Raw genomic sequence first — 18,311 nt, forward strand, 5'->3', positions numbered from 1 at the left:
GTCTGACGGAGCTGCGTACCCGGCCTGGGGGCCGTGCACACAGCTCCGTCAGACGCCGACGCGCTCCCGCGTTTGGGTTACGTCGGTTAGGCACGGGGCTGGACCCGCTAACGACCCTTCCTCCTCACCGCCAACCGGGCGAGCAGCCTGGAGAAGGCGCTGGCAGACCGTCTTGGCCGAGTCGACCTGATCGCCGAGGATCGCAACCTCGTGCACGGCCCGACACCGCTGCTGTTCAGCCTGCTCGACGCGATGGACGGCGTCGGCGGCGACGCGGATGTCACCTTCCTGCTCACCACCAACCGGGCGAGCAGCCTGGAGAAAGCGCTGGCGGACCGTCCGGGGCGAGTCGACCTGGCGGTGGAGGTGCCGTTGCCGGACGCGGCCGGCCGGGAAGCGTTGTTGCGCCTGTACTCCCGCGGTCTGGAGCTGACGGCTGATCTGGCACCGGTGGTCGAGGCGACAGACGGCGTCACGGCCTCATTCATGAAGGAACTGCTTCGCCGGGCGTCCCTGCACGCGCTGGCACTTCGGCCGGACGACGAAGTGCGGGTCGGCGACTCCGAACTTGGCGAGGCCCTGGCCGAGATGAACGACGCGCGCAGCAGCCTGACCAGGTCGTTGCTCGGCAGTCAGGGCCGCAACCCGCCCGGATAGAGATCGGCATCCGACGGCACCTTAGTCCCGTGGAACCAGTCGTTGAGGAACCCGCTCAAATCGCGTCCGGCGACCTTCGACACCAGCTTCTCGAAGTCCGCCCACGTCGCGTTCCCGTTGCGATGCTGTCCCACCCATTCGTGCAGCACCTTCTCGAAGCCTGGCTCTCCCAGCTCCCGGCGCAGTGCGTGCACGGCGAGGATGCCCTTGTCGTACGCGCCCTCGAACAGGTGCTCCGGCCCCATGTCGACGAGCTTCTGGCCCCAGAAATCCGTGCTGCCCTTGGTGATTTCGACGGCCGCGCGGTAGCGGTCGTCCAGGTTCTGGCCCTCGCGCTCACCCCACATCCACTGCGCGTACGACGCGAAGCATTCGTTCAGGCAGATGTCCGCCCACGAGTTGAGTGACACCGAATCGCCGAACCACTGGTGTGCGTTCTCGTGCACCATGGTCAGGATTTCCGCCCATTTCGCATAAGTGGGACGGGTTTGTGTCTCCAGGGAGAAGTGGATGTCCTCGTCGAGGTAGATCCCGCCGGCCGCGCTTTGCGGGTATTTGCCGAACTTGCTCTCCAGGAACGAGAGCACCTCCGGCAGCCGGTCGCCGGTGGCCTCGCGGGGTTCGGCGCCGGGCGCGTAGCCGGAGACGACCGGCGTGCCGTCCGGGAGCGTGGAGCGCTGCACGGTGAACTTGTCGATCGCGATCGTGGTCAGGTAGCTGGCCACCGGATTCGGATCGGCCCACGTCGTGGTGGTCTTGCCGTCTTTGGCGCTGGTGCCCTGCTCGCGGCCGTTGGACAGCACCGTCCAGCCGTTGGGCACGTGCGCGGTCAGCGTGAAGGTCGCCTTGTCGCGCGGGGTTTCGTTGACCGGGTACCAGAACGACGCGGAATGCGGCTCGCCGACCAGGTACGCGCCGCCGTCCTCGGAGCGGGCCCAGCCGTTTTCCGACCCGCCGTCGTGCGGGGTTTTCGCCGGAACGCCCGAATAGCGCACGCGCGTCCGGAACGTCGAACCCGATCGCAGCGGCTCGGCCGGAGTCACGATCAGCTTGTTCTTCTCCCGGCTGTACTTCGCCGGTTTTCCGTCGATCTCCACCGCGGCGACGTCCAGCCCGCGCAGGTCGAGGTCGAAGCGGCTGAGGTCTTGAGTGGCTTTCGCGGAGACCGTCGTGTCGCCGTCGAGACGGCCGCTCGGCGGGTCGTAGCTGACGTCGACGTGATAGTCGAGGGCGTCGTATCCGCCGTTGCCGTCGTCGGGGAAGTACGGGTCGCCCGCGCTGTTCGCGCCCGGTGCCGGATGCATCGGCGGCGGCGGAGGAACAGCGGGCTCGGCGGGGCTGCACGCGGACAGCGCGAGCACGCCGATGAGGGCGAGGACGGCGGTCTGTCGGCAGCGCATTCCTTCACCCTAAGCGCAGGTTTGTGATGAAGTGGCGGTGAAAACCCAGGAGGACTAATGCGACCAGGCCTGATCGACTTCGGCGGTGACGAACGCCCCGGCGTGTCGATCCTGCTGCTGCACGGGCTGATGGGCCGCGCCCGCACCTGGTGGCCGGTCGCGCAATGGCTCAAGCGGTACGGCCGCGTGCACGCCCTCGACGCCCGCGGGCACGGCCGCGCGCCGCATACCGGGCCGTGGACCACCGAGCGGTTCGCCGAGGACGTCGCGGAGGTGCTGGCCGACCTCGGTCCGTCCGTGCTGATCGGGCATTCGATGGGCGGGCTCCACGCGTGGGCCACCGCGGCGAAATATCCGGAGCTGGTGCGCGCGGTGGTCAGCGAGGATTTCGCCCCGGACCAGCGCGGACGCACCGTCGAAACCTGGCGCGGCTACTTCGAGAGCTGGCCGGTGCCGTTCGAATCGCTGGCCCACGTGCGCGAGTTCTTCGGCACCGCGGGCGACTACTTCACCGAATGCGTCGAGGAACGCGAAGACGGCTATCACCTGATCGCCGACCTGGAGAACCTGTACGAGATCGCCGCCGAATGGGGCCGCCGGGACTACTGGTCCATTGTGGACGGTATCCGCTGTCCGCTGCTGCTGGTCGAGGGCGAGCACACCGCGATGCCCGCGGGTCAGCAAGCCGAGGTCGCGGCGCGGGTGCCCGGCGCGAAGCACCTGATCGTGTCTGGTTCGGCGCATCTGCCGCACGCCGAGGCTCCCGAGACGTATCGCGGCGCGGTGGAAGCGTTCCTGTCCGGCCTGTGACGCCCCACGTGTGCCGCCCTCGCTGACACACGTGAGGCGTCCCCGGTCAGCGGGCCAGCTCGGTGCGCCACGCGGCGGTCGAGCGGTCCGCCGGCACGATCAACGGCCAGACGTCCGAGCCGAGGTACGCGGATTCGTCGCTGGCCCGGGCCGCGGTGCAGCTGTCGCGGGAAAGCCCGTGCTCAGCCGCCAAGGAGGACACCGCATCGGCGGTCGCCTTGCCGAAGACGCCGTCGGTGGGCACGCCGAACCCGGCCGCGCGCAGGAAGCCTTGCGCGGTCCGCACCCGCGGTCCGGTATCACCCGGCTTGAGCAGCGGCCATTCCGGAGCGTCGAGCCGAGCGACGGACAGACCGAGTTGCTGGCCGACCGCCTTGCGCAGCTCCGGAAGCCGGTCGTAGAGCACCTGGCCGCAGCACTCGGTCGAGTTGAAATCGCGGTGGCCCTTGATGAACTCGGGGGTGATGCCGTATTGGTGCGCGATATAGGCGATCAGCTGCACGAGCGAATTCCACAGCGCGACCGGCACGTCGACCGTGCTGTAGAGGCCCTCGTTCTCGATGCCGAGGCATTCGCTGTTGTGGTTGGCGACGTTCGCGCCCTGCACGTGTTGCGTCCCGCCGCGCAGGATTTCGAGGCTGCGGTGCCGCCCCTCGGTGACGAAGCCGCCGCGGCTGTTCGTGAACTGCTGGCCGGTGTCGATCCAGCCGCGGGTGTCCATGTGGAAGTTCTGGATGTCCCGCGAGATCTGCAGGGCGTGCGCCAGCGAGTAGTCGGTGTTGTTGCCGGGATCGACGGTGTGGTGCACCACGATGTACGTCGGCTTGTGGTTCTCCACCACGATCGCGCCCGACGGCGGCCGGGCGTTCCACTCGGCCGTCGAATGGATCGTCGGCGTGGTGCCGGCGGCCGCGGATCTCGCCGTGGCGAACCCCAAAGCGCCCACGGCGGTGACGGTGAGGCCGCCCTTCAAGACGGCACGACGCGTTGCTTCCCCCATGCGGAACTCCTCAGCCCGGAAGTGCGACGGGAGGAAAGCTAACCCGGCGCCCCGGAGGGGACAACTTTTTGCCGACTTTCGTCGTAGTGCGTCAGTGTTCCCCGGGAAGCGCGAAGAGCCCGTCGGGCGTTTGCTCCAGCAGACCGTCCACGAGCAGCGAATCCAGGCACCGGTCGCGCTGGCCGGATTCGTGCCACACGAGGTCCAGCCGCGCCTTCTCGACCGGTCCCTCGCTGCCGCGCAGGACGTCCAGCAGCAGTCCGCGCACCTGCCGGTCGGTGCCGGCGAACTTCTGCACCGGCTTGGCCGGACCGGCGTATTCGGGACGGCCGTTGTGCTGCCAGGCGCATTCGGCGTAAATCGGGCAGTCCGCGCACTTCGGCGACCGGGCGGTGCAGATCAGCGCGCCCAGCTCCATCAACGCCGCGGAAAGCTTCGCCGCGGGCGCGTCCTCGGCGGGAAGCAACGCCTCGACGTCCGCCATGTCGCGGGTATTCGACGCCGGACCAGCGTCCCCCGCGCCGTGCACGGCCCGCGCGACTACCCGGCGGACGTTCGTGTCCACGACCGGCGCACGCTTGCCGTACGCGAACGCCGCCACCGCTCGCGCCGTGTAAGCGCCGATGCCCGGCAACGCGAGCAGAGTGTCCACATCGGACGGAACGACGTCGCCGTGCTCCTGAGCGATGACGGTGGCGGCGGCGTGCAGCCGAAGCGCGCGACGCGGGTAGCCGAGCTTGCCCCACGCGCGCACGACCTCGCCGGTGGTCTCCGCGGCCAGCGCTGAGGGCACCGGCCAGCGGGCCATCCACTCCAGCCAGATCGGCTGGACGCGCGAGACCGGCGTCTGCTGCAGCATGATTTCGCTGACCAGCACGCCCCACGCCGAGCAGTCCGGTTCCCGCCACGGCAGGTCCCGGCCGACGTCGGCGAACCAATCGATCAGCACCTCGGTGTCTACTGCCACCCCGCCATTGAATACGACGGCTCTTACTTGACCTCGGTCAGGCTCCCGGCCTTCACGTCGTAGACGAATCCGCGCACGTTGTCGTTGTGCAGGAGGAAGTCGCTGCGCCGGGCGCGCTCCACGGAGGTGCGCACGCTGTCCTCGACCTTGCGGAACGCCTCGACCGCCCAGGTCGGCCGCAGTCCGGTGGCGGACTCCAGCTCGTCCTTGAACTCGTCCTCGGTGACCGTGGAGAGGCCGCAGTCGGTGTGCTGGACGATCAGCACCTCGCGGGTGCCGAGCTTGCGCTGGCTGAGCGCGAGCGAGCGGATCATGTCGTCGGTGACCACGCCGCCCGCGTTGCGCAGCACGTGCGCCTCGCCCTGGAGCAGGCCGAAGATCTCGAACACCCGGATCCGCGCGTCCATGCAGGTCAGGATGGACACCTGCAGCGACGGCTTGGGGGAGGACCGGTCGCCGGGGACGATGTCGCCGATTTCCTGATTGCGCTTGAGCAGCACGTCGATGGAGGTCATGGGGCACCTTTCGGCCTGCGCTTCCCCGCGGGACGCGGGCGGTTCCCGTCCATGGAACCGGCCCGCGGGCGCGCACACAATGCGGTGGGCCCGAAATCACGGCAAAGGCTGGGGTGACTTGTGCGTGTTTATGCCGGTTCTAACCGGCGTACGCACTCACGACCTCAGCCGCCGAACCAAGGCTCCTCGACCGTCCGCGGCGGCGCCGACGTGCGTCCCACCCGCAGCTCAGTCGGCAGCGTGATGACCTTGGGCCCGACCCGCTCGGCCGAGCTGAGCAGCAGCCGTCCGGCCACCTTGCCCTTCTCCAGCACCGGCTGATGCACCGTCGTGAGCCCGGAGCGCTCCGCCTCGGCGATGCCGTCGAAACCGGTCACCGTGAGGTCGAGAGGCACCCGCAGCCCGCGGCGCGCGGCCTCGGCCAGCGCACCGAGCGCGAGAATGTCCGAGGTGCAGACCAGCGCGGTGACCTGCGGATACGCGTCCAGCAGCTGGCGCGCGGCAGAAGCACCGTCGTCCACCGTGTGGTCGAAGCGCTCGACCACGGGCACGGTCGCCCAGTCGACGCCAGCCGAGGAAAACGCCGTCGCCAGCGCCTCCAGCCGGGTGCGCTGCACGTGGAAGTGCGCGCCGCTCTGGCGTTCGGAGGTCACGAAGTCGTCGTTGCGCTCGCGGCCGAGCCGCATGCAGAGGACGCCGATCTGCCGGTGGCCGAGCGCGACCAGATGGTCGGCGAGCTGGGTGACGGCGGCCGCGTCGTCCGGGCCGACGCGGTCGACGCCCTCGATGCGGGGCTGGTCGATGATCACCGTCGGCACGGGCCGTTCCAGGACGGCCGCGAGATGCGGGTCGTCGTCCGGCACGGAGTACACGACGAACCCGTCCACGCCCGCGCGGTGCACTGCGGCGAGGTCTTCGCGACCGGGGCTGGCGGGCACGAGATGCAGGCCGACACCCGCGTCCTCGCAGGCCAGCGCGAGCCCTTCGAGCACGCCGACGGCGGCCGGGTCGCGGAAAGCGTAGGAAAGGTTCTCGGTCAGCAACAATCCGACCGCGCCCGCCTTGCGGGTGCGCAGCGAACGCGCGACCGGGTCCGGGCCGGGGTAGCCGAGCCGGCGCGCGGTCTCGAGCACCCTGCGGCGCAGTTCTGGGGAGAGCTGATCCGGGCGGTTGTAGGCGTTGGACACGGTGGTCCTGGACACCCCGAGTTCCGCCGCGAGCGACGCCAATGTCGCCTGCCTCCGGGTGCGAATAGGACGGCCCATCCGCAAACCGTAACGGTTCAGATGGTTTTCCAGAAGCGACACCCCTGTGGTGAGTGTCTCGATCCTCTCGGTGATCAAGAGCGGGTACGGCCACCCGGTGGAGTGAGGCTCGCCGTTCGGATGGGGTAAAGTGAATCTGACAACGGTTTCCATTAGCAGTTCGACCCAGGAGTGCCCGATGACTTCCCGCCGCACCACGAGCGTTCTCGCCGCCGCGTCGGCTTTGGCTGTGTTCGCGCTCGGCGCGTGCTCCAGCACGTCCTCGACCGGTTCCGGGGCGGGAGGGGGAACGGGCGACCAGGTGAAGGTCGTCGCCTCCACCGATGTCTGGGGCAGCGTCGCGTCCGCCATCGGCGGCGACAAAGTGCAGGTCACGTCGATCATTCACGACCCGTCGGCCGACCCGCACTCGTACGAATCCACCGCCGACGACGCGCTCGCCGCCAAGAAGGCGCAGCTGACGCTGGCCAACGGCGGCGGCTACGACGAGTTCTTCACCAAGCTGTCCGGCGAGGCGGCTTCGGCGAAGAAACTGGTCGCCTACGACATCGCCAAGCCGGGCGAGGAGAACGAGCACGTCTGGTACGACCTGCCGGGCGTCGAGAAGGTCGCCGACCAGGTCGCGGCCGCGCTCGGCGAGATCCAGCCCGCGTCGAAGCAGAAGTTCGAGGACAACGCCAAGACCTTCAAGGGCCAGCTCGACGGCCTGATCAAGAAGGCGGGCGCACTCGGCACCGCGCACCCGAACACGAAGGTCGTCGTCACCGAACCGGTCGCGCACTACCTGCTGAAGACCGCGAACATCGCCGACGCCACCCCGAAGGCCTTCTCCGACGCGATCGAGAACGAGACCGACGTGCCCGCCGCGGCGGTCTCCGACTTCACCAAGCTGATCAAGGAAAAGCAGGTGAAGGCGCTGGTCAACAACGTGCAGACGGTCACCCCGCTGACCAAGCAGGCCGTCGCCGACGCGAAGGCGTCCGGGGTCGCGGTGGTCGACGTATCCGAGACGCTCCCGGCGAACGTCACGGGCTACATTGACTGGATGACCAAGGATGTGGACGCGCTGTCGGGGGCTCTGAACAGCTGATGTCCGTCCAGCTTCCGGAAGCCGGCCCCGCGGTCCGCGTGCGCGGGGCCGGGCTCGCCTTCGGCGACCGCACCCTCTGGTCCGGTTTGGACCTGGACGTCGAGCCGGGCGAATTCCTGGCCGTCCTCGGCCCGAACGGTTCCGGCAAAAGCAGCTTCCTCAAAGCGTTGCTGGGAATGCAGTCGCTGTCGGCGGGCACGGTGGAAATCGCCGGCGGCCGTCCGGGCGGCGCGAACCGCAAGGTCGGCTACATCCCGCAGCAGCGAGCGATCGACGATTCGCTCACGCTGCGCGGCGTCGACCTCGTCGGACTGGGCCTGGACGGCCACCGCTGGGGCCCCGGCCTGGCCGGAATGCGCGCACGGAAACGCCGCGTCGCGTCGGTGATCGAATCGGTCGGCGGCACGCGCTACGCGAAACAGCCGGTCGGCCGCTTGTCCGGCGGCGAGCAGCAACGCCTTCGGGTGGCGCAGGCCCTGGTCGGCGACCCGACGGTGCTGCTGTGCGACGAACCGCTGCTGTCGCTGGACCTGGCGCACCAGCGCGCGGTCAGCGAATTGATCGACGCGCGACGGCGGGAAGCCGGGTCCGCGGTGCTGTTCGTGACACACGAGATCAACCCGGTGCTGCAGTTCGTCGACCGCGTGCTGTACCTGGTGAACGGCCAGTTCCGGATCGGCAAGCCGGACGAGGTGATGACCTCGGAGACGCTGTCGGACCTGTACGGGACGAAGATCGAGGTGCTGCGCGTCGGCGGGCAGATTCACATCGCGGGTGCGCAAAGCGCGCTGTGCGAGGACGAACCGCATCACCACGAGCAGGAAGCAGTGGGCTGAGCCTTGGACGGCATGTTCGACTTCGCCAAGACGTGGGAGCTGATCGCGGAACTGGACAGCGTCCGGATCGCGCTGATCGCCGCCGCGGTGCTGGGCCTGCTGGCCGGGGTGCTCGGCCCGCTGATCGTGATGCGCCGCATGTCCTTCGCGGTGCACGGCACGTCCGAACTGGCCTTCACCGGTGCCGCTGGCGCACTGCTGCTGGGCGTCGGCGTGGAATACGGCGCGCTCGCCGGTGCGGTGGCTGCCGCGCTGCTGCTGGGAATCCTGGGAATCCGCGACTCCGACCGCGATTCGGTCATCGGCGTGATCCTGTCTTTCGGGCTGGGCATGGGCGTCCTGCTGCTGTCGTTCTACAAAGGACGGTCGGCGAACAAATTCGGGATCCTGACCGGCCAGATCATCACCGTGGACAGCACGAACCTGACCGCCTTGGCGATCGCCGCCGCCGCGGTCCTGGCGGTGCTGGCGCTGATCTACCGCCCGCTGCTGTTCGCCAGCGTCGACCGCGCGGTAGCCGAGGCACGCGGGGTCCCGGTCAAGACTTTGACGGTGCTGTTTTCCCTGCTGGTCGGTGTCGCGACGGCGCTGAGCGTGCAGGTGGTCGGGTCGCTCTTGGTGGTCGCGCTGATGGTGACCCCTGCCGCGGCCGCTGCCCGGGTGACGGCGAGCCCGCTGCGCGCGACGGTGTTGTCCGTGGTGTTCGCGGAGATTTCCGCACTGGGCGGGATCGTGCTGTCGCTCGCGCCGGGGCTGCCGGTGAGCGCGTTCGTGACTTCGATTTCGTTCTTGATCTATCTGGTGTGCCGGGTGCTCGCGTGGGTCCGCGACCGTCGGCGCGGGGTGCGGACCAGCCCGGTGGAAGCGGCTCCGGTTCCGGTCGGTTAGCCGTAGACGGTCACCTGCTGGCGCGACATCGTCGTCTGGTCGATCTGGTCGAGGACGGCTGTCGCCAGGTCCGCGTAGGACAACGGGATTGCCGCTGCTCGGGAATCGAGGACGTCGCCCGCAATCCGGTACTCGCCGGTCGCCGGTGCTTCGAGCGACAACCCGGGTGGCGGAGTGATGACCAGCCAGTCCACTGCCGCGGCTTGTTCCCGCCAGGCGGCCAGGCCCTTCAACCGGGCTTCGGCGAAGGGGCGCAAGAAAGCGGGAAAGGCCGAGTCGTCCTCGAACACTCGGCCGCTGCCGGTACGAAGAGTCGCGGCGAGACCGATTTCGATCACTCTTGATCCTCGCGCGGCCTTGGCGAGGTTCTCGACCAAACGCACGTAGTAGTCGGGGTCGAAGTTTTCGAACGATTCAGGCGGTGCGGTAAACGGTGTCACCGCATTCACTAATGCCGAGACCTCGTCAGGCACCACAGCCGCGACGCTGTCCGGGGCGGTCAGATCGCCCGCGACGACAGTGACGCCCTCCCCGCGGGCTGCCAATTCGGAGTGCCGGGCCGGGTCGCGAACGACTCCGAGCACTGGGCGTCCGCGTCGCAGAGCCTCGGCGACTATGGCGAGCCCGGCGCGGCCGCCCGCGCCGAAAACCACGACCGGGCTGTTTCGCTGTTCGGGTGCCATGCGCGCGACGGTATTCACGGGAAACTGTGGGCACCAGCAATGCCAAACCGTGGACGAAACCCTGCGCGATCTGCTGGCGGCTCAGGCCGATCTGCGCTCACTGGCTACCGGATCGGATGCTGCGCCAACGCCGTCTTCACCGCCGAAATAAACCCTTCGTCAGTAAACGGCACCAACCCGCCCGCGACATTCCGCTCCACCGCCTGCAGCACCACCACGTGCGAGTTCACGAACTGGTCCACCGCCTGCGACTGCGGCGTCTTGTCCGTCGAATACGCCAGATACGTGAGATTCGTGAACGCCGCCTCCAGGTACCGCGACGACGCGAGGCTGAACGAGTCGCCGTAGACGAGGGTCGGCTGGTCGATCGTGCCGACGATCGGCGGGGCCGAGCGGTGCACCGGCTGGTCGATGCTGCCGACGAATTCTCCCGCGCGGTCGGTGACGCCGTCCGGGCGCAGGTTGTACCGGGTGTTCGTCTTGACGCCGGTCTGGCCGAGCAGCAGCGGCAGGTCCGCGACCGCGTCGTATTGGCCGTCCGGGGCGCTCAGCCAGCTGTTCGTGGAGCCCGGCTTGAGCGTCTCGGCGAGCGCGCGGGTCAGGACGAGGCCGCCTTCGTCGCGCCAGTGCGTGTCGTTCGGGGCGTAGATCGGGTGCCCGACCCTGGCCGCTTCGGCGGCGAGTTGCGGGCGCAGGTCGAGCGAGTGGCCTTCGGTGGTGATCTTGTACCAGTCGTTCGGCGAGGCGGCCTGCGAACATTCCTTGCCCGGGTAGCTGGCGGGCAGGAACTGCGGCACCATCGTCGTCTTGTCCGGCGTCACCACGAACACGAACTTCCGGCCGGACGCCTCGACAGCCGCGCGCAGTTCGTCGATCCGCTTCATCGTGGTGTCGATGTCCTGGGTCGGCGTGCACTTCGCCTCGGAGTCGTAGCCGTAGTACAGCCAGCCGTCCGCGCCCTGAACCACCTTGCGGTAGCCGGCCTGGCTGGAACCCGGTCCGCTCGGCACCGTCGGACCTGTGTTCGGCGCGCCCGGCTGCTGCAGCGGCGGTGCCGGGATCGGGCCGTTGTTCGACGCCGAACCCTGGTCGAGCGGCGCGGCCTCGCCGAAGACGCCCTCGCTGATCCCGTTCGCCGCGTTGATCGCGCCCGCGCGGAACGACAGCTGGTCCGTCGCCCATTTGGGGAGGTTGGTGAAGAACGTGAACCCCTCGCCGAGGCTGGGGAATCCGGCGAGCTTGTGGTTCTCGATCTCGCTCGGCCGGACCCCGACGACCCACAGCATGGTGGGCGTCACGAAGAACAACAGGGCGCTGACCAGCGCGGTCAGCTGCCGCTTGCCGTGCCGCGGGCGATGCAGCGCGTGCTCGCGGGGCAGGTAGGCCTCGTGGACTGCGGGCAGCTGCGGTGGCTCGGACACGTCACTGAGGTTAGTCAGTTCGAGTGAGCCCGGCGCGAACAACCGCCGAAAAGTCAGCCGAGCATGAGGAGGACTTGCAGCTCGCCGACGAGGAACCCGATCACGCCGCCGACCGCGATCAGCTTCCACTCGTCCTGCCGGAACGCCGGCCGCAGCAGGCCCTCGAACTCCAGCGGCGTCAGCGCGAGCATCCGCTGCTCGACCATCTTCGCCACGTCCATCGCCTCGGTCAGGTACCCCTCGGCGTACCGCGCGGTCAGCGGCATCTCAGCCAGCGCCCGCTGCGCCGCGGCATGCTTCATCTCCTGCAGCCGCTGCGCCCCGACAGCGAGCGCGACCACCGGTTTCGCGGCGCTGACCTGCGCGTCCACCGCGTGCCCGACGGCGCGTTCGACCATCGCCACGAGCCGGTCCGACTTCGGGCCGCGCAGCAGGGCGTCGAGCAGATTCGGGACGGTCAGCACTTCGTTAGCAACAAGCTCGCCGTACTGCCGGGCGACTTCGGCTCGCCGCCGCTGGAACTTGCCCTGCAGGATGACCCGGCCCAGCCGCACCGGCTCGCGCGGCAGGAAGATCATCTTGATCGCCAGCCAGTCGGTGAACAGCCCGATCGCGCCGCCGAAGATCGGCAGCACCAGCGGCTGCCGGGTCAGCGCCCACACCAGGGCCTGAACGAGACCGAGCCCGAAGCCGAAGACGATCCCGGCGCGCGCGATGAACGTCATCTCCGGCCGGGACGTCTCGCGGATCAGCCGGACCAGCAGCGCGCGGTCGCGGGTGAGCCGTTCGACGGTCATGTGCCGGACGTCGAGGACCTCGTCGAGGTTGTCGCGGACCTCGTCCAGGAACTCCCGCACCAGCTGCGGCGTGCTGGCCTGCACCTGTTTGATCAGCAGTTCCTGCGCGATCGTGGGCATGACCTCCCACAGCCGCGGATGATGCTGTTCGAGCACGTCGCGGGCGATCCCGTCGACCGCGCGCAGCAGCGGCTGCTCGAGTTCGCGGGTGATGATCACCGGGTCGACGCGGGCGAAGACCTCTTCGATGTCGAGCAGGTTCGCGGTGAGCAGGTCGGTCGCGATCGCGGCCATCCGCCCGCCGTGCTTCGGCACCACGCCCTGCCAGCCGAAGACCGGTCGGATACCGACGAATTCGAGCGGGCGGAACATCATCTCGATCGCGACGCGCTTGGTGACGTAGCCGATCAGCGCGGCGACGAACGGCATCGAGACGTACACCGGCCAGTGCCGCGCGAAGTCGTCCAGCACCGCGTCCACCGGGTCTCCCTCCCCGCTCCGGAAGGAAACCGTATCGCGTGCGCCGCTACCCGAGGAGAAGCAACGCCTGCAGTTCGCCGACGAGCCCGCCGATCACCGCGCCGACCGCGATCAGCTTCCATTCGTCCTGCCGGAACGCCGGTCGCAGCAGCTGCTCGAATTCGAGCGGGCTGAGCCGGCGCATCCGGTCCACGATCGTGTTGCGGACGTCGAGCGCGTTGATCGCGTACGTCTCCGCGTGCCGGATGGTGTCCGGCACCCGCTCGGCGGCCTTCGCGGCGGCGACCTGCTTCATTTCCTGGAACCGTTTGGTGCCCACCGCGATCGCGACGAACGGCTTCACGACGCTCGCCTGCGCGTCGATCGTCTTCTGCACCTCACGGCTGATCAGCGAGAACAACCGGTCCGCTTTAGGCCCGCGCAGCACGGCTTCCAGCAGATTCGGCACGGTGATGATCTCGCGCGCGATCATGTCGCCGTAGTCGGCGGCCACCTCGTCGCGGCGCTTCTGGAACACGCCCTGCCAGTTGTAAAAGCCGAAGAACCGTTTCGGCTCGCGCGGCAGGAAGATCATTTTGAGCGCGAGCCAGTCGGTCAGCCAGCCGATCGCGAGGCCGAACAACGGCAGCACGATCGGCGAGCGCGTCAGCGTCCACACGAGCAGCTGCACGCAGCCGAGAGCGAACCCGAACCAGATCCCAGACCGCGCGATGAACCGCATTTCCGGCCGCGAGATGTCGCGGATCAACCGGTTGAGCAAAGCCTTGTCGCGCACCAGATTCGTGACGACCATGTGCTTGAGGTCGAGCACGTCCTCGATGTTCTGGGAAATCTCGCGCATGATCTTCGTGATCGCCCGCGGCGCCTCCGCCTGCACGCGTTTCAGCAGCAGCTGCTGCGCGCCGGACGGCAGCATTTCCCACAGTCGCGGCTGGTAGGTCTCCATCACCTCGCGGGTGACGTCCTCGACCACGCGCAGCAGCGGCTGTTCGATCTCCTTCGCGACCTGCGCCGGGTCGAGCCGGGCGAAGATCTCCCGCGGGTCGACGAGGTTGGTGGTGAGCATTTCGGTCGCGGTCGTCGCCATCCGCTCGGCGTTCGCGGGCAGCACGCCCTGCCAGCCGAGGAAGGGCCGCAGGCCGACGAATTCGAGCGGCTGGAACATCATCTCGATGGCGACGCGCTTGGTGACATAGCCGATGAGCGCCGCGATGAACGGCATGGAGACGTACACCGGCCAGTGCTCGGCGAATGTGTGCACGCGCGTCCCCTCCGTGTTGCCTACGGAACGGTAACCCGCGCGTTCATTCCGCATCCTCCCCACCACCACCCTCAACGGACGGCAGAGCCGCGGATTATCCCAAGAGGAGCAGGACCTGCAGTTCGCCGACGAGACCGCCGATCACCGCGCCGACCGCGATCAGCTTCCATTCGTCCTGTTTGAACGCCGGCCGGAGAATGCCCTCGAACTCCAGCGGAGTCAGCTGCTGCATCTTCTCGACGATGGTGTTGCGGACGTCGAGCGCGTCGGTCGCGTAACTCTCGACGTGCTTCACGGTCTCCGGCAGATACGCGATGGCCTTCTCCGCGGCGGCCTGCTTCATCTGCTGGTACTCGCGCCCGCCGACAGCCAGCGCGACCAGCGGTTTCGCCAGCCCAGCCTGCGCGTCGACGGTTCGCTGGACTTCCCGCGTGACGAGCGCGAACAACTTGTCCGCCCGCGGCCCGGTCAGCACGGCCTCCAGCACATTGCCCGCGGTGAGGACTTCTTCCGCGATCAACGCACCGTAATCCGCGGCGACCTGCGCGCGGCGTTTCTGGAACATTCCCTGCCAGGTGAAGAACAAGAACCGACGCGGCTGACGCGGGTAGAAGATCATTTTGAGCGCGAGCCAGTCCGTGACGAAGCCCGTGACGAAACCGAAGATCGGCATGATCACCGGTTGTTTCGTGAGCGCCCACGCGATGAGCTGGACGAGCCCGATGACGAATCCGAACCCGATCCCGCTGCGCGCGATGAACCGGAACTCAGGAGCGGCGACCTCGCGGATCAACCGGCAGGTGAGCGATTTGTCCCGGACCATGGCGTTGATCAGCATGTCGTTGACGTCGAGAACTTCGTCCACATTGGCCGACACTTCCCGCATCAGCCGCTTCACGACCACCGGTGCCTGCGCGCGGACGCGGTCCACCAGCACCTGCTGCGCGCGGGCGGGCAGCATTTCCCACAGCCGCGGCTGATAAGTCTCGAAGACCTCGCGAGTGACCTCGTCGACCGCCTTCAGCAGCGGTTCTTCCAGCTGCGCGACCATTTCCTCGGGATCGAGCCGAGCGAAGACCTCACGCGGGTCGAGGAGATTCTTGGTCAGGAGGTCGACCGCCGTGGTCGCCATTCGCCGAGAGTTGGCCGGGATGACGCCCTGCCAGCCGAGGAAGGGCCGGATGCCGCGGAACTCGAGCGGCCGGAACATCATCTCGATCGCGACGCGTTTGGTCAGGTAGCCGATGAGCGCCGCGATGAACGGCATGGTCGCGTACACGTGCCAGTGCGCGGCCAGGTCCGCGGCGATGGCTGAAAGGTCCATGCGTCTGCCCCGTTCGCCCGCGCGGTAGGTCGAGGGGACAGGATGCCATGCGTGACGTCGGGTTTCGCGCTTCGTAATACAGCCGTTTGGCGGTACGTGCCTCGGGTGCCCCGATCACTAAGGTAGCCCGATGGTCGCGCCCGAAAAGCCGCAGCACCCCGCCTTTGCTGTTACCCGCAAGGGTTACGACCCCCACCAGGTCGACGCCCGCATCGCCCAGCTGACCAGCGAGCTGAACACGACCTCCCACGGCCGCGACGAGGCGGTTGCCACGGCGGGCGAGCTCACGAAGGCGCTGACGACAGCCCAGTCGGAGCTGTCCGAGGCAAAGGCCGCGCTAGTACGGGTCACCTCGAGCCCGGCTGGTGCGGGCGCGATCTCCGAGCGCGTGCGGATGATGGTGCAGCTGGCAGAGGAGGAGATCGCCGACCTCCGCCGCTCAGCGGAAGCAGACGCGACCTCAACGCGCGGCGAAGCGGACCGCTATGCGCACGAAACCCAACGGGCAACGGACAAAGCGGCCAAGGAAGCGGAAGCGGAACGCCAGCAATTGCTGACGGAGACCCACGCCGACCTGGCCGCGCGCTCGGAGGCTCTGGACGCCCGGGTCGCCGCCGCGGAGAAGGACTTGGCCGCGCGGCAGGCGGACCTTGAGTCGCGGATTGCTGCTGCGGAAGCGGATATCGCCACTCGCACCGCCGCCGCGGATGAGGAGATCGCGGCTCGCCTGGCGGATCTGGAAGCGCGGCTCAAGGCGGGCAACGAAGACATCGCGACCCGCCTGGCAGCGGCCGACGAGGACATCACCACCCGCACGGCTGCGGCCGATTCGGACATTGCCACTCGCACGGCTGCGGCTGATTCGGATATCGCCACCCGTACTGCTGCGGCTGATTCGGATATCGCCTCCCGGACTGCGGCAGCTAATGAGGACATCGCCACCCGGACCGCCGCGGCCGATGCGGAGATCGCGTCCCGCACCGAGACCGCCGACCGCGCCCGCGCCGAAGCCGACGAACTCTCCGCAACCGCTCGAGCCGAGGCAGACCAGACCTCCGCAGCGGCCCGCGCCGAAGCAGACCAAGCGGCGTTGGCAGCCCGCACTCAGGCCGACGAAGCCGCAGCCGAAGCCCGAGCCAAGGCAGACGCCGAATCCCAGCACGCCCGCCTGGCCGCGGACGCCGAAGCCCGCCGAATCCGCGACGAGAAGGATGCGGAAGCCCTCCGCGTCCGCACCGAAGCCGACGAAGCAGCAGCCCAAGCTCGCGCCGAGGCCGATGCCGCCGCCGAAGCCGCTCGCGTTGCCGCCGACGAAGAATCGGCTCGAGTCCGTGCCGAAACCGACGCCGCCGCCGAAGCCGAAGCCGCCAAAGTCCGAGCCGAAGCCGACCGTCGAGCGTCGGAAGAGATCGCCGTCAAGAAGACACAGGCCGAGACCGCGCTCGCCGACGCCTTCCAGAAGCAGACCGAAGCCACCGAGTCGCGCACCCTTGCCCTGGACCTGCGGACAAAGGTCGCCGACCGGATCGCTGCCACTAACGAGGCCGTCCAGGAGGCATTGCGCTTTCTCGGTACGCAGGAAGAGGAAGCGGCGCCTGCGGAGCCTCCGCAGGCTTCATCCGACGAGCCTTCGCCGAGTGACTCACCCGCCCTGCCCCAGCCGACCCCGCGCCCAGCCGCATCCGCCACTCCGGACGCCCCGGCGGCCGCGGACTCGCCGCAAGCCGCCAAACCCGCAGACCCGCCCGCCCCTCGGACCGGCAACGGCAATGGCCGTCGCCCCGGCCGCCCTCGCGCGGGCCGTTCCTGACTTTCCCAGCCGACTCCGCGGCCCCGGACGCACTGGCGGCCGTTGGCCCGCAGCAACTGCCAAATTTGCTGAACCGCTGGCCTCTTGCAGCGGCAATGGCCGTGGCCCGGGTTGCCTTCGCTCGGGCTGTTCCTGACCTGCCTTCAGTTGACTCCGCGCCCCGTCGCATCCGCCAGCCTCTCGCACCGCACTGTCAACCGGCCGCTCGCGCGCGGGCCGTTCCTGGCTCGCCCTGCTGCCCTGATTCCTGCGACACTCCGACCACCAGCGCTGCTTGGCCTGCGACGGTGCCAGGGTTGAGGGCGTCATCGGTCGAATTGACGTCGGCGGCGGACGCAGGGCCGGTAATTCCCGCGTGCACGAACTCCTCTGGCGGTTCTGATCATGCTGGTGCCCGCGAAAGTGCGGGCCTCGCAGTGAATTCCATGGTCGGGCAGGACAGTCGGATAGAACGCGTCGAGGGAGATGCGAGGCCAGCACCGCCAGGCAAACTTTCGGCCGGTTCGGTCGCGGCTGCCCTCGCAGTGAATCTCATGGCCGGAACCGGACAGCACGGTGGATCGAGCCACGGGGAATGAGAGGCTCGCAGCTACCCGAGATCGTCAGGAGTTCCGGATGTCCGTTCCCCCGGGTTTCCCCGCGCCGACTCCCGCGTCGATCCGCCGCCGGGCGAACTTTCCGGCTGGGACGGTCGCGGCTGCCCTCGCTGGTTGCACGGCGATCGCGCTGGTGTGGTTCGTCTTCGCGAACGTGCTGATCGGCGGCCCGGTTGGCGAGTGGTCGGACATGGTGTGGGTGAACGTCGTGTGCGGTCTGATCTCCGCATTCGCCGTGGTCGTGCCAGCCGGCTTCCTGCTCGCGCGGCACGTCTGGGCGGCTTGGACCTTGTTCGGGCTGTGCCTGCTGTACGTGGTGGTGGTTGTGGCCGTGCCGATGCCGGCGGGCACGAGTTTCGGCGCGCACCTCGACTTCGTGCTCGGCTTCCACAAGAGCAACGGGGTGCCGATCGGTCTGGCCACGATCTTCGCGTTCCTTACCGCGATCGCCGCGCTCGTCTCCGCGACGGTGCGGCCGCCGCGCCGCTGACCCGGTAGCGGAAAGCCAACC

At 68.5% G+C, this 18,311-nt stretch carries 17 protein-coding genes; 7 read left to right on the forward strand and 10 right to left on the reverse strand.

The window, feature by feature from the left end; all coding sequences use genetic code 11:
- The first annotated feature begins 210 nt into the window (after positions 1-210).
- Positions 211-657 carry a hypothetical protein gene (locus tag ABZX37_RS15100; protein WP_354739753.1) on the forward strand — a complete coding sequence of 149 codons (447 nt, stop codon included), beginning with the start codon at positions 211-213 and terminating at the stop codon, positions 655-657.
- Here the strand turns inward: ABZX37_RS15100 and ABZX37_RS15105 are convergent.
- Positions 633-2,057 carry a M1 family metallopeptidase gene (locus ABZX37_RS15105; RefSeq protein ID WP_354739755.1) on the reverse strand — a complete coding sequence of 475 codons (1,425 nt, stop codon included), beginning with the start codon at positions 2,055-2,057 and terminating at the stop codon, positions 633-635. The two genes, ABZX37_RS15100 and ABZX37_RS15105, sit on opposite strands and share 25 nt — an antisense overlap.
- A 57-nt stretch (positions 2,058-2,114) precedes the next feature.
- Here ABZX37_RS15105 and ABZX37_RS15110 point away from each other — a divergent pair, with 57 nt between their 5' ends.
- Positions 2,115-2,867, forward strand: a complete 753-nt coding sequence (locus tag ABZX37_RS15110; protein ID WP_354739757.1) for an alpha/beta hydrolase — start codon at positions 2,115-2,117, stop codon at positions 2,865-2,867.
- Between the two features lie 46 nt (positions 2,868-2,913).
- Here ABZX37_RS15110 and ABZX37_RS15115 read toward each other — a convergent pair whose 3' ends face one another.
- From ABZX37_RS15115 to ABZX37_RS15130, 4 genes are all read right to left on the reverse strand, one after another.
- On the reverse strand, positions 2,914-3,867 hold the full coding sequence (locus ABZX37_RS15115; RefSeq protein ID WP_354739759.1) for an N-acetylmuramoyl-L-alanine amidase: 954 nt from the start codon (positions 3,865-3,867) through the stop codon (positions 2,914-2,916).
- 91 nt (positions 3,868-3,958) lie between these two features.
- Positions 3,959-4,834 (reverse strand): A/G-specific adenine glycosylase, encoded by an 876-nt coding sequence (locus tag ABZX37_RS15120; protein ID WP_354739761.1) that lies wholly within the window; start codon positions 4,832-4,834, stop codon positions 3,959-3,961.
- 23 nt (positions 4,835-4,857) lie between these two features.
- On the reverse strand, positions 4,858-5,349 hold the full coding sequence (locus ABZX37_RS15125; RefSeq protein ID WP_354739763.1) for a carbonic anhydrase: 492 nt from the start codon (positions 5,347-5,349) through the stop codon (positions 4,858-4,860).
- A 164-nt stretch (positions 5,350-5,513) separates the two neighbouring features.
- Entirely contained in the window at positions 5,514-6,614 is a 1,101-nt protein-coding gene (locus ABZX37_RS15130; protein ID WP_037809317.1) for a LacI family DNA-binding transcriptional regulator, read from the reverse strand.
- Between the two features lie 178 nt (positions 6,615-6,792).
- Here ABZX37_RS15130 and ABZX37_RS15135 point away from each other — a divergent pair, with 178 nt between their 5' ends.
- From ABZX37_RS15135 to ABZX37_RS15145, 3 genes are read left to right on the forward strand one after another with little or no spacing between them, the layout of a single operon-like run.
- Positions 6,793-7,704, forward strand: coding sequence for a zinc ABC transporter substrate-binding protein (locus ABZX37_RS15135; RefSeq protein WP_354739765.1), 912 nt, complete (start codon positions 6,793-6,795; stop codon positions 7,702-7,704).
- The gene (locus tag ABZX37_RS15140) at positions 7,704-8,540 is read left to right on the forward strand and encodes a metal ABC transporter ATP-binding protein (protein ID WP_037808198.1); all 837 of its coding nucleotides are present in this window, start codon (positions 7,704-7,706) and stop codon (positions 8,538-8,540) included. Before ABZX37_RS15135 ends, ABZX37_RS15140 begins: the two co-directional genes overlap by 1 nt.
- A 3-nt stretch (positions 8,541-8,543) precedes the next feature.
- Positions 8,544-9,428 carry a metal ABC transporter permease gene (locus tag ABZX37_RS15145; RefSeq protein WP_354739768.1) on the forward strand — a complete coding sequence of 295 codons (885 nt, stop codon included), beginning with the start codon at positions 8,544-8,546 and terminating at the stop codon, positions 9,426-9,428.
- On the opposite strand, the gene ABZX37_RS15150 is transcribed toward ABZX37_RS15145, so the two are convergent.
- The 5 genes from ABZX37_RS15150 to ABZX37_RS15170 form a co-directional block, all read right to left on the reverse strand.
- Entirely contained in the window at positions 9,425-10,111 is a 687-nt protein-coding gene (locus ABZX37_RS15150; RefSeq protein ID WP_354739770.1) for an NAD(P)H-binding protein, read from the reverse strand. The two genes, ABZX37_RS15145 and ABZX37_RS15150, sit on opposite strands and share 4 nt — an antisense overlap.
- 104 nt (positions 10,112-10,215) lie before the next feature.
- Positions 10,216-11,532 (reverse strand): hypothetical protein, encoded by a 1,317-nt coding sequence (locus tag ABZX37_RS15155; RefSeq protein WP_354739772.1) that lies wholly within the window; start codon positions 11,530-11,532, stop codon positions 10,216-10,218.
- 53 nt (positions 11,533-11,585) lie between these two features.
- Entirely contained in the window at positions 11,586-12,809 is a 1,224-nt protein-coding gene (locus ABZX37_RS15160; protein ID WP_354739774.1) for a DUF445 domain-containing protein, read from the reverse strand.
- Positions 12,810-12,855: 46 nt separating this feature from the next.
- On the reverse strand, positions 12,856-14,031 hold the full coding sequence (locus ABZX37_RS15165) for a DUF445 family protein (RefSeq protein ID WP_354740054.1): 1,176 nt from the start codon (positions 14,029-14,031) through the stop codon (positions 12,856-12,858).
- A 133-nt stretch (positions 14,032-14,164) separates the two neighbouring features.
- Positions 14,165-15,394, reverse strand: coding sequence for a DUF445 family protein (locus ABZX37_RS15170; RefSeq protein WP_354739775.1), 1,230 nt, complete (start codon positions 15,392-15,394; stop codon positions 14,165-14,167).
- Positions 15,395-15,524: 130 nt separating this feature from the next.
- On the opposite strand from ABZX37_RS15170, the gene ABZX37_RS15175 reads away from it, so the two are divergent.
- Together ABZX37_RS15175 and ABZX37_RS15180 are read left to right on the forward strand one after the other, a co-directional pair.
- Positions 15,525-17,204: a hypothetical protein gene (locus tag ABZX37_RS15175; protein ID WP_354739777.1), complete on the forward strand. Its 1,680-nt coding sequence runs from the start codon at positions 15,525-15,527 to the stop codon at positions 17,202-17,204.
- 615 nt (positions 17,205-17,819) lie between these two features.
- Complete coding sequence (locus ABZX37_RS15180; RefSeq protein WP_354739779.1) at positions 17,820-18,290, forward strand: hypothetical protein; 471 nt, start codon at positions 17,820-17,822, stop codon at positions 18,288-18,290.
- The last annotated feature ends 21 nt before the right edge of the window (positions 18,291-18,311 follow it).

The organism is Amycolatopsis sp. NPDC004079, assembly GCF_040610415.1.
Classification (GTDB): domain Bacteria; phylum Actinomycetota; class Actinomycetes; order Mycobacteriales; family Pseudonocardiaceae; genus Amycolatopsis; species Amycolatopsis halotolerans.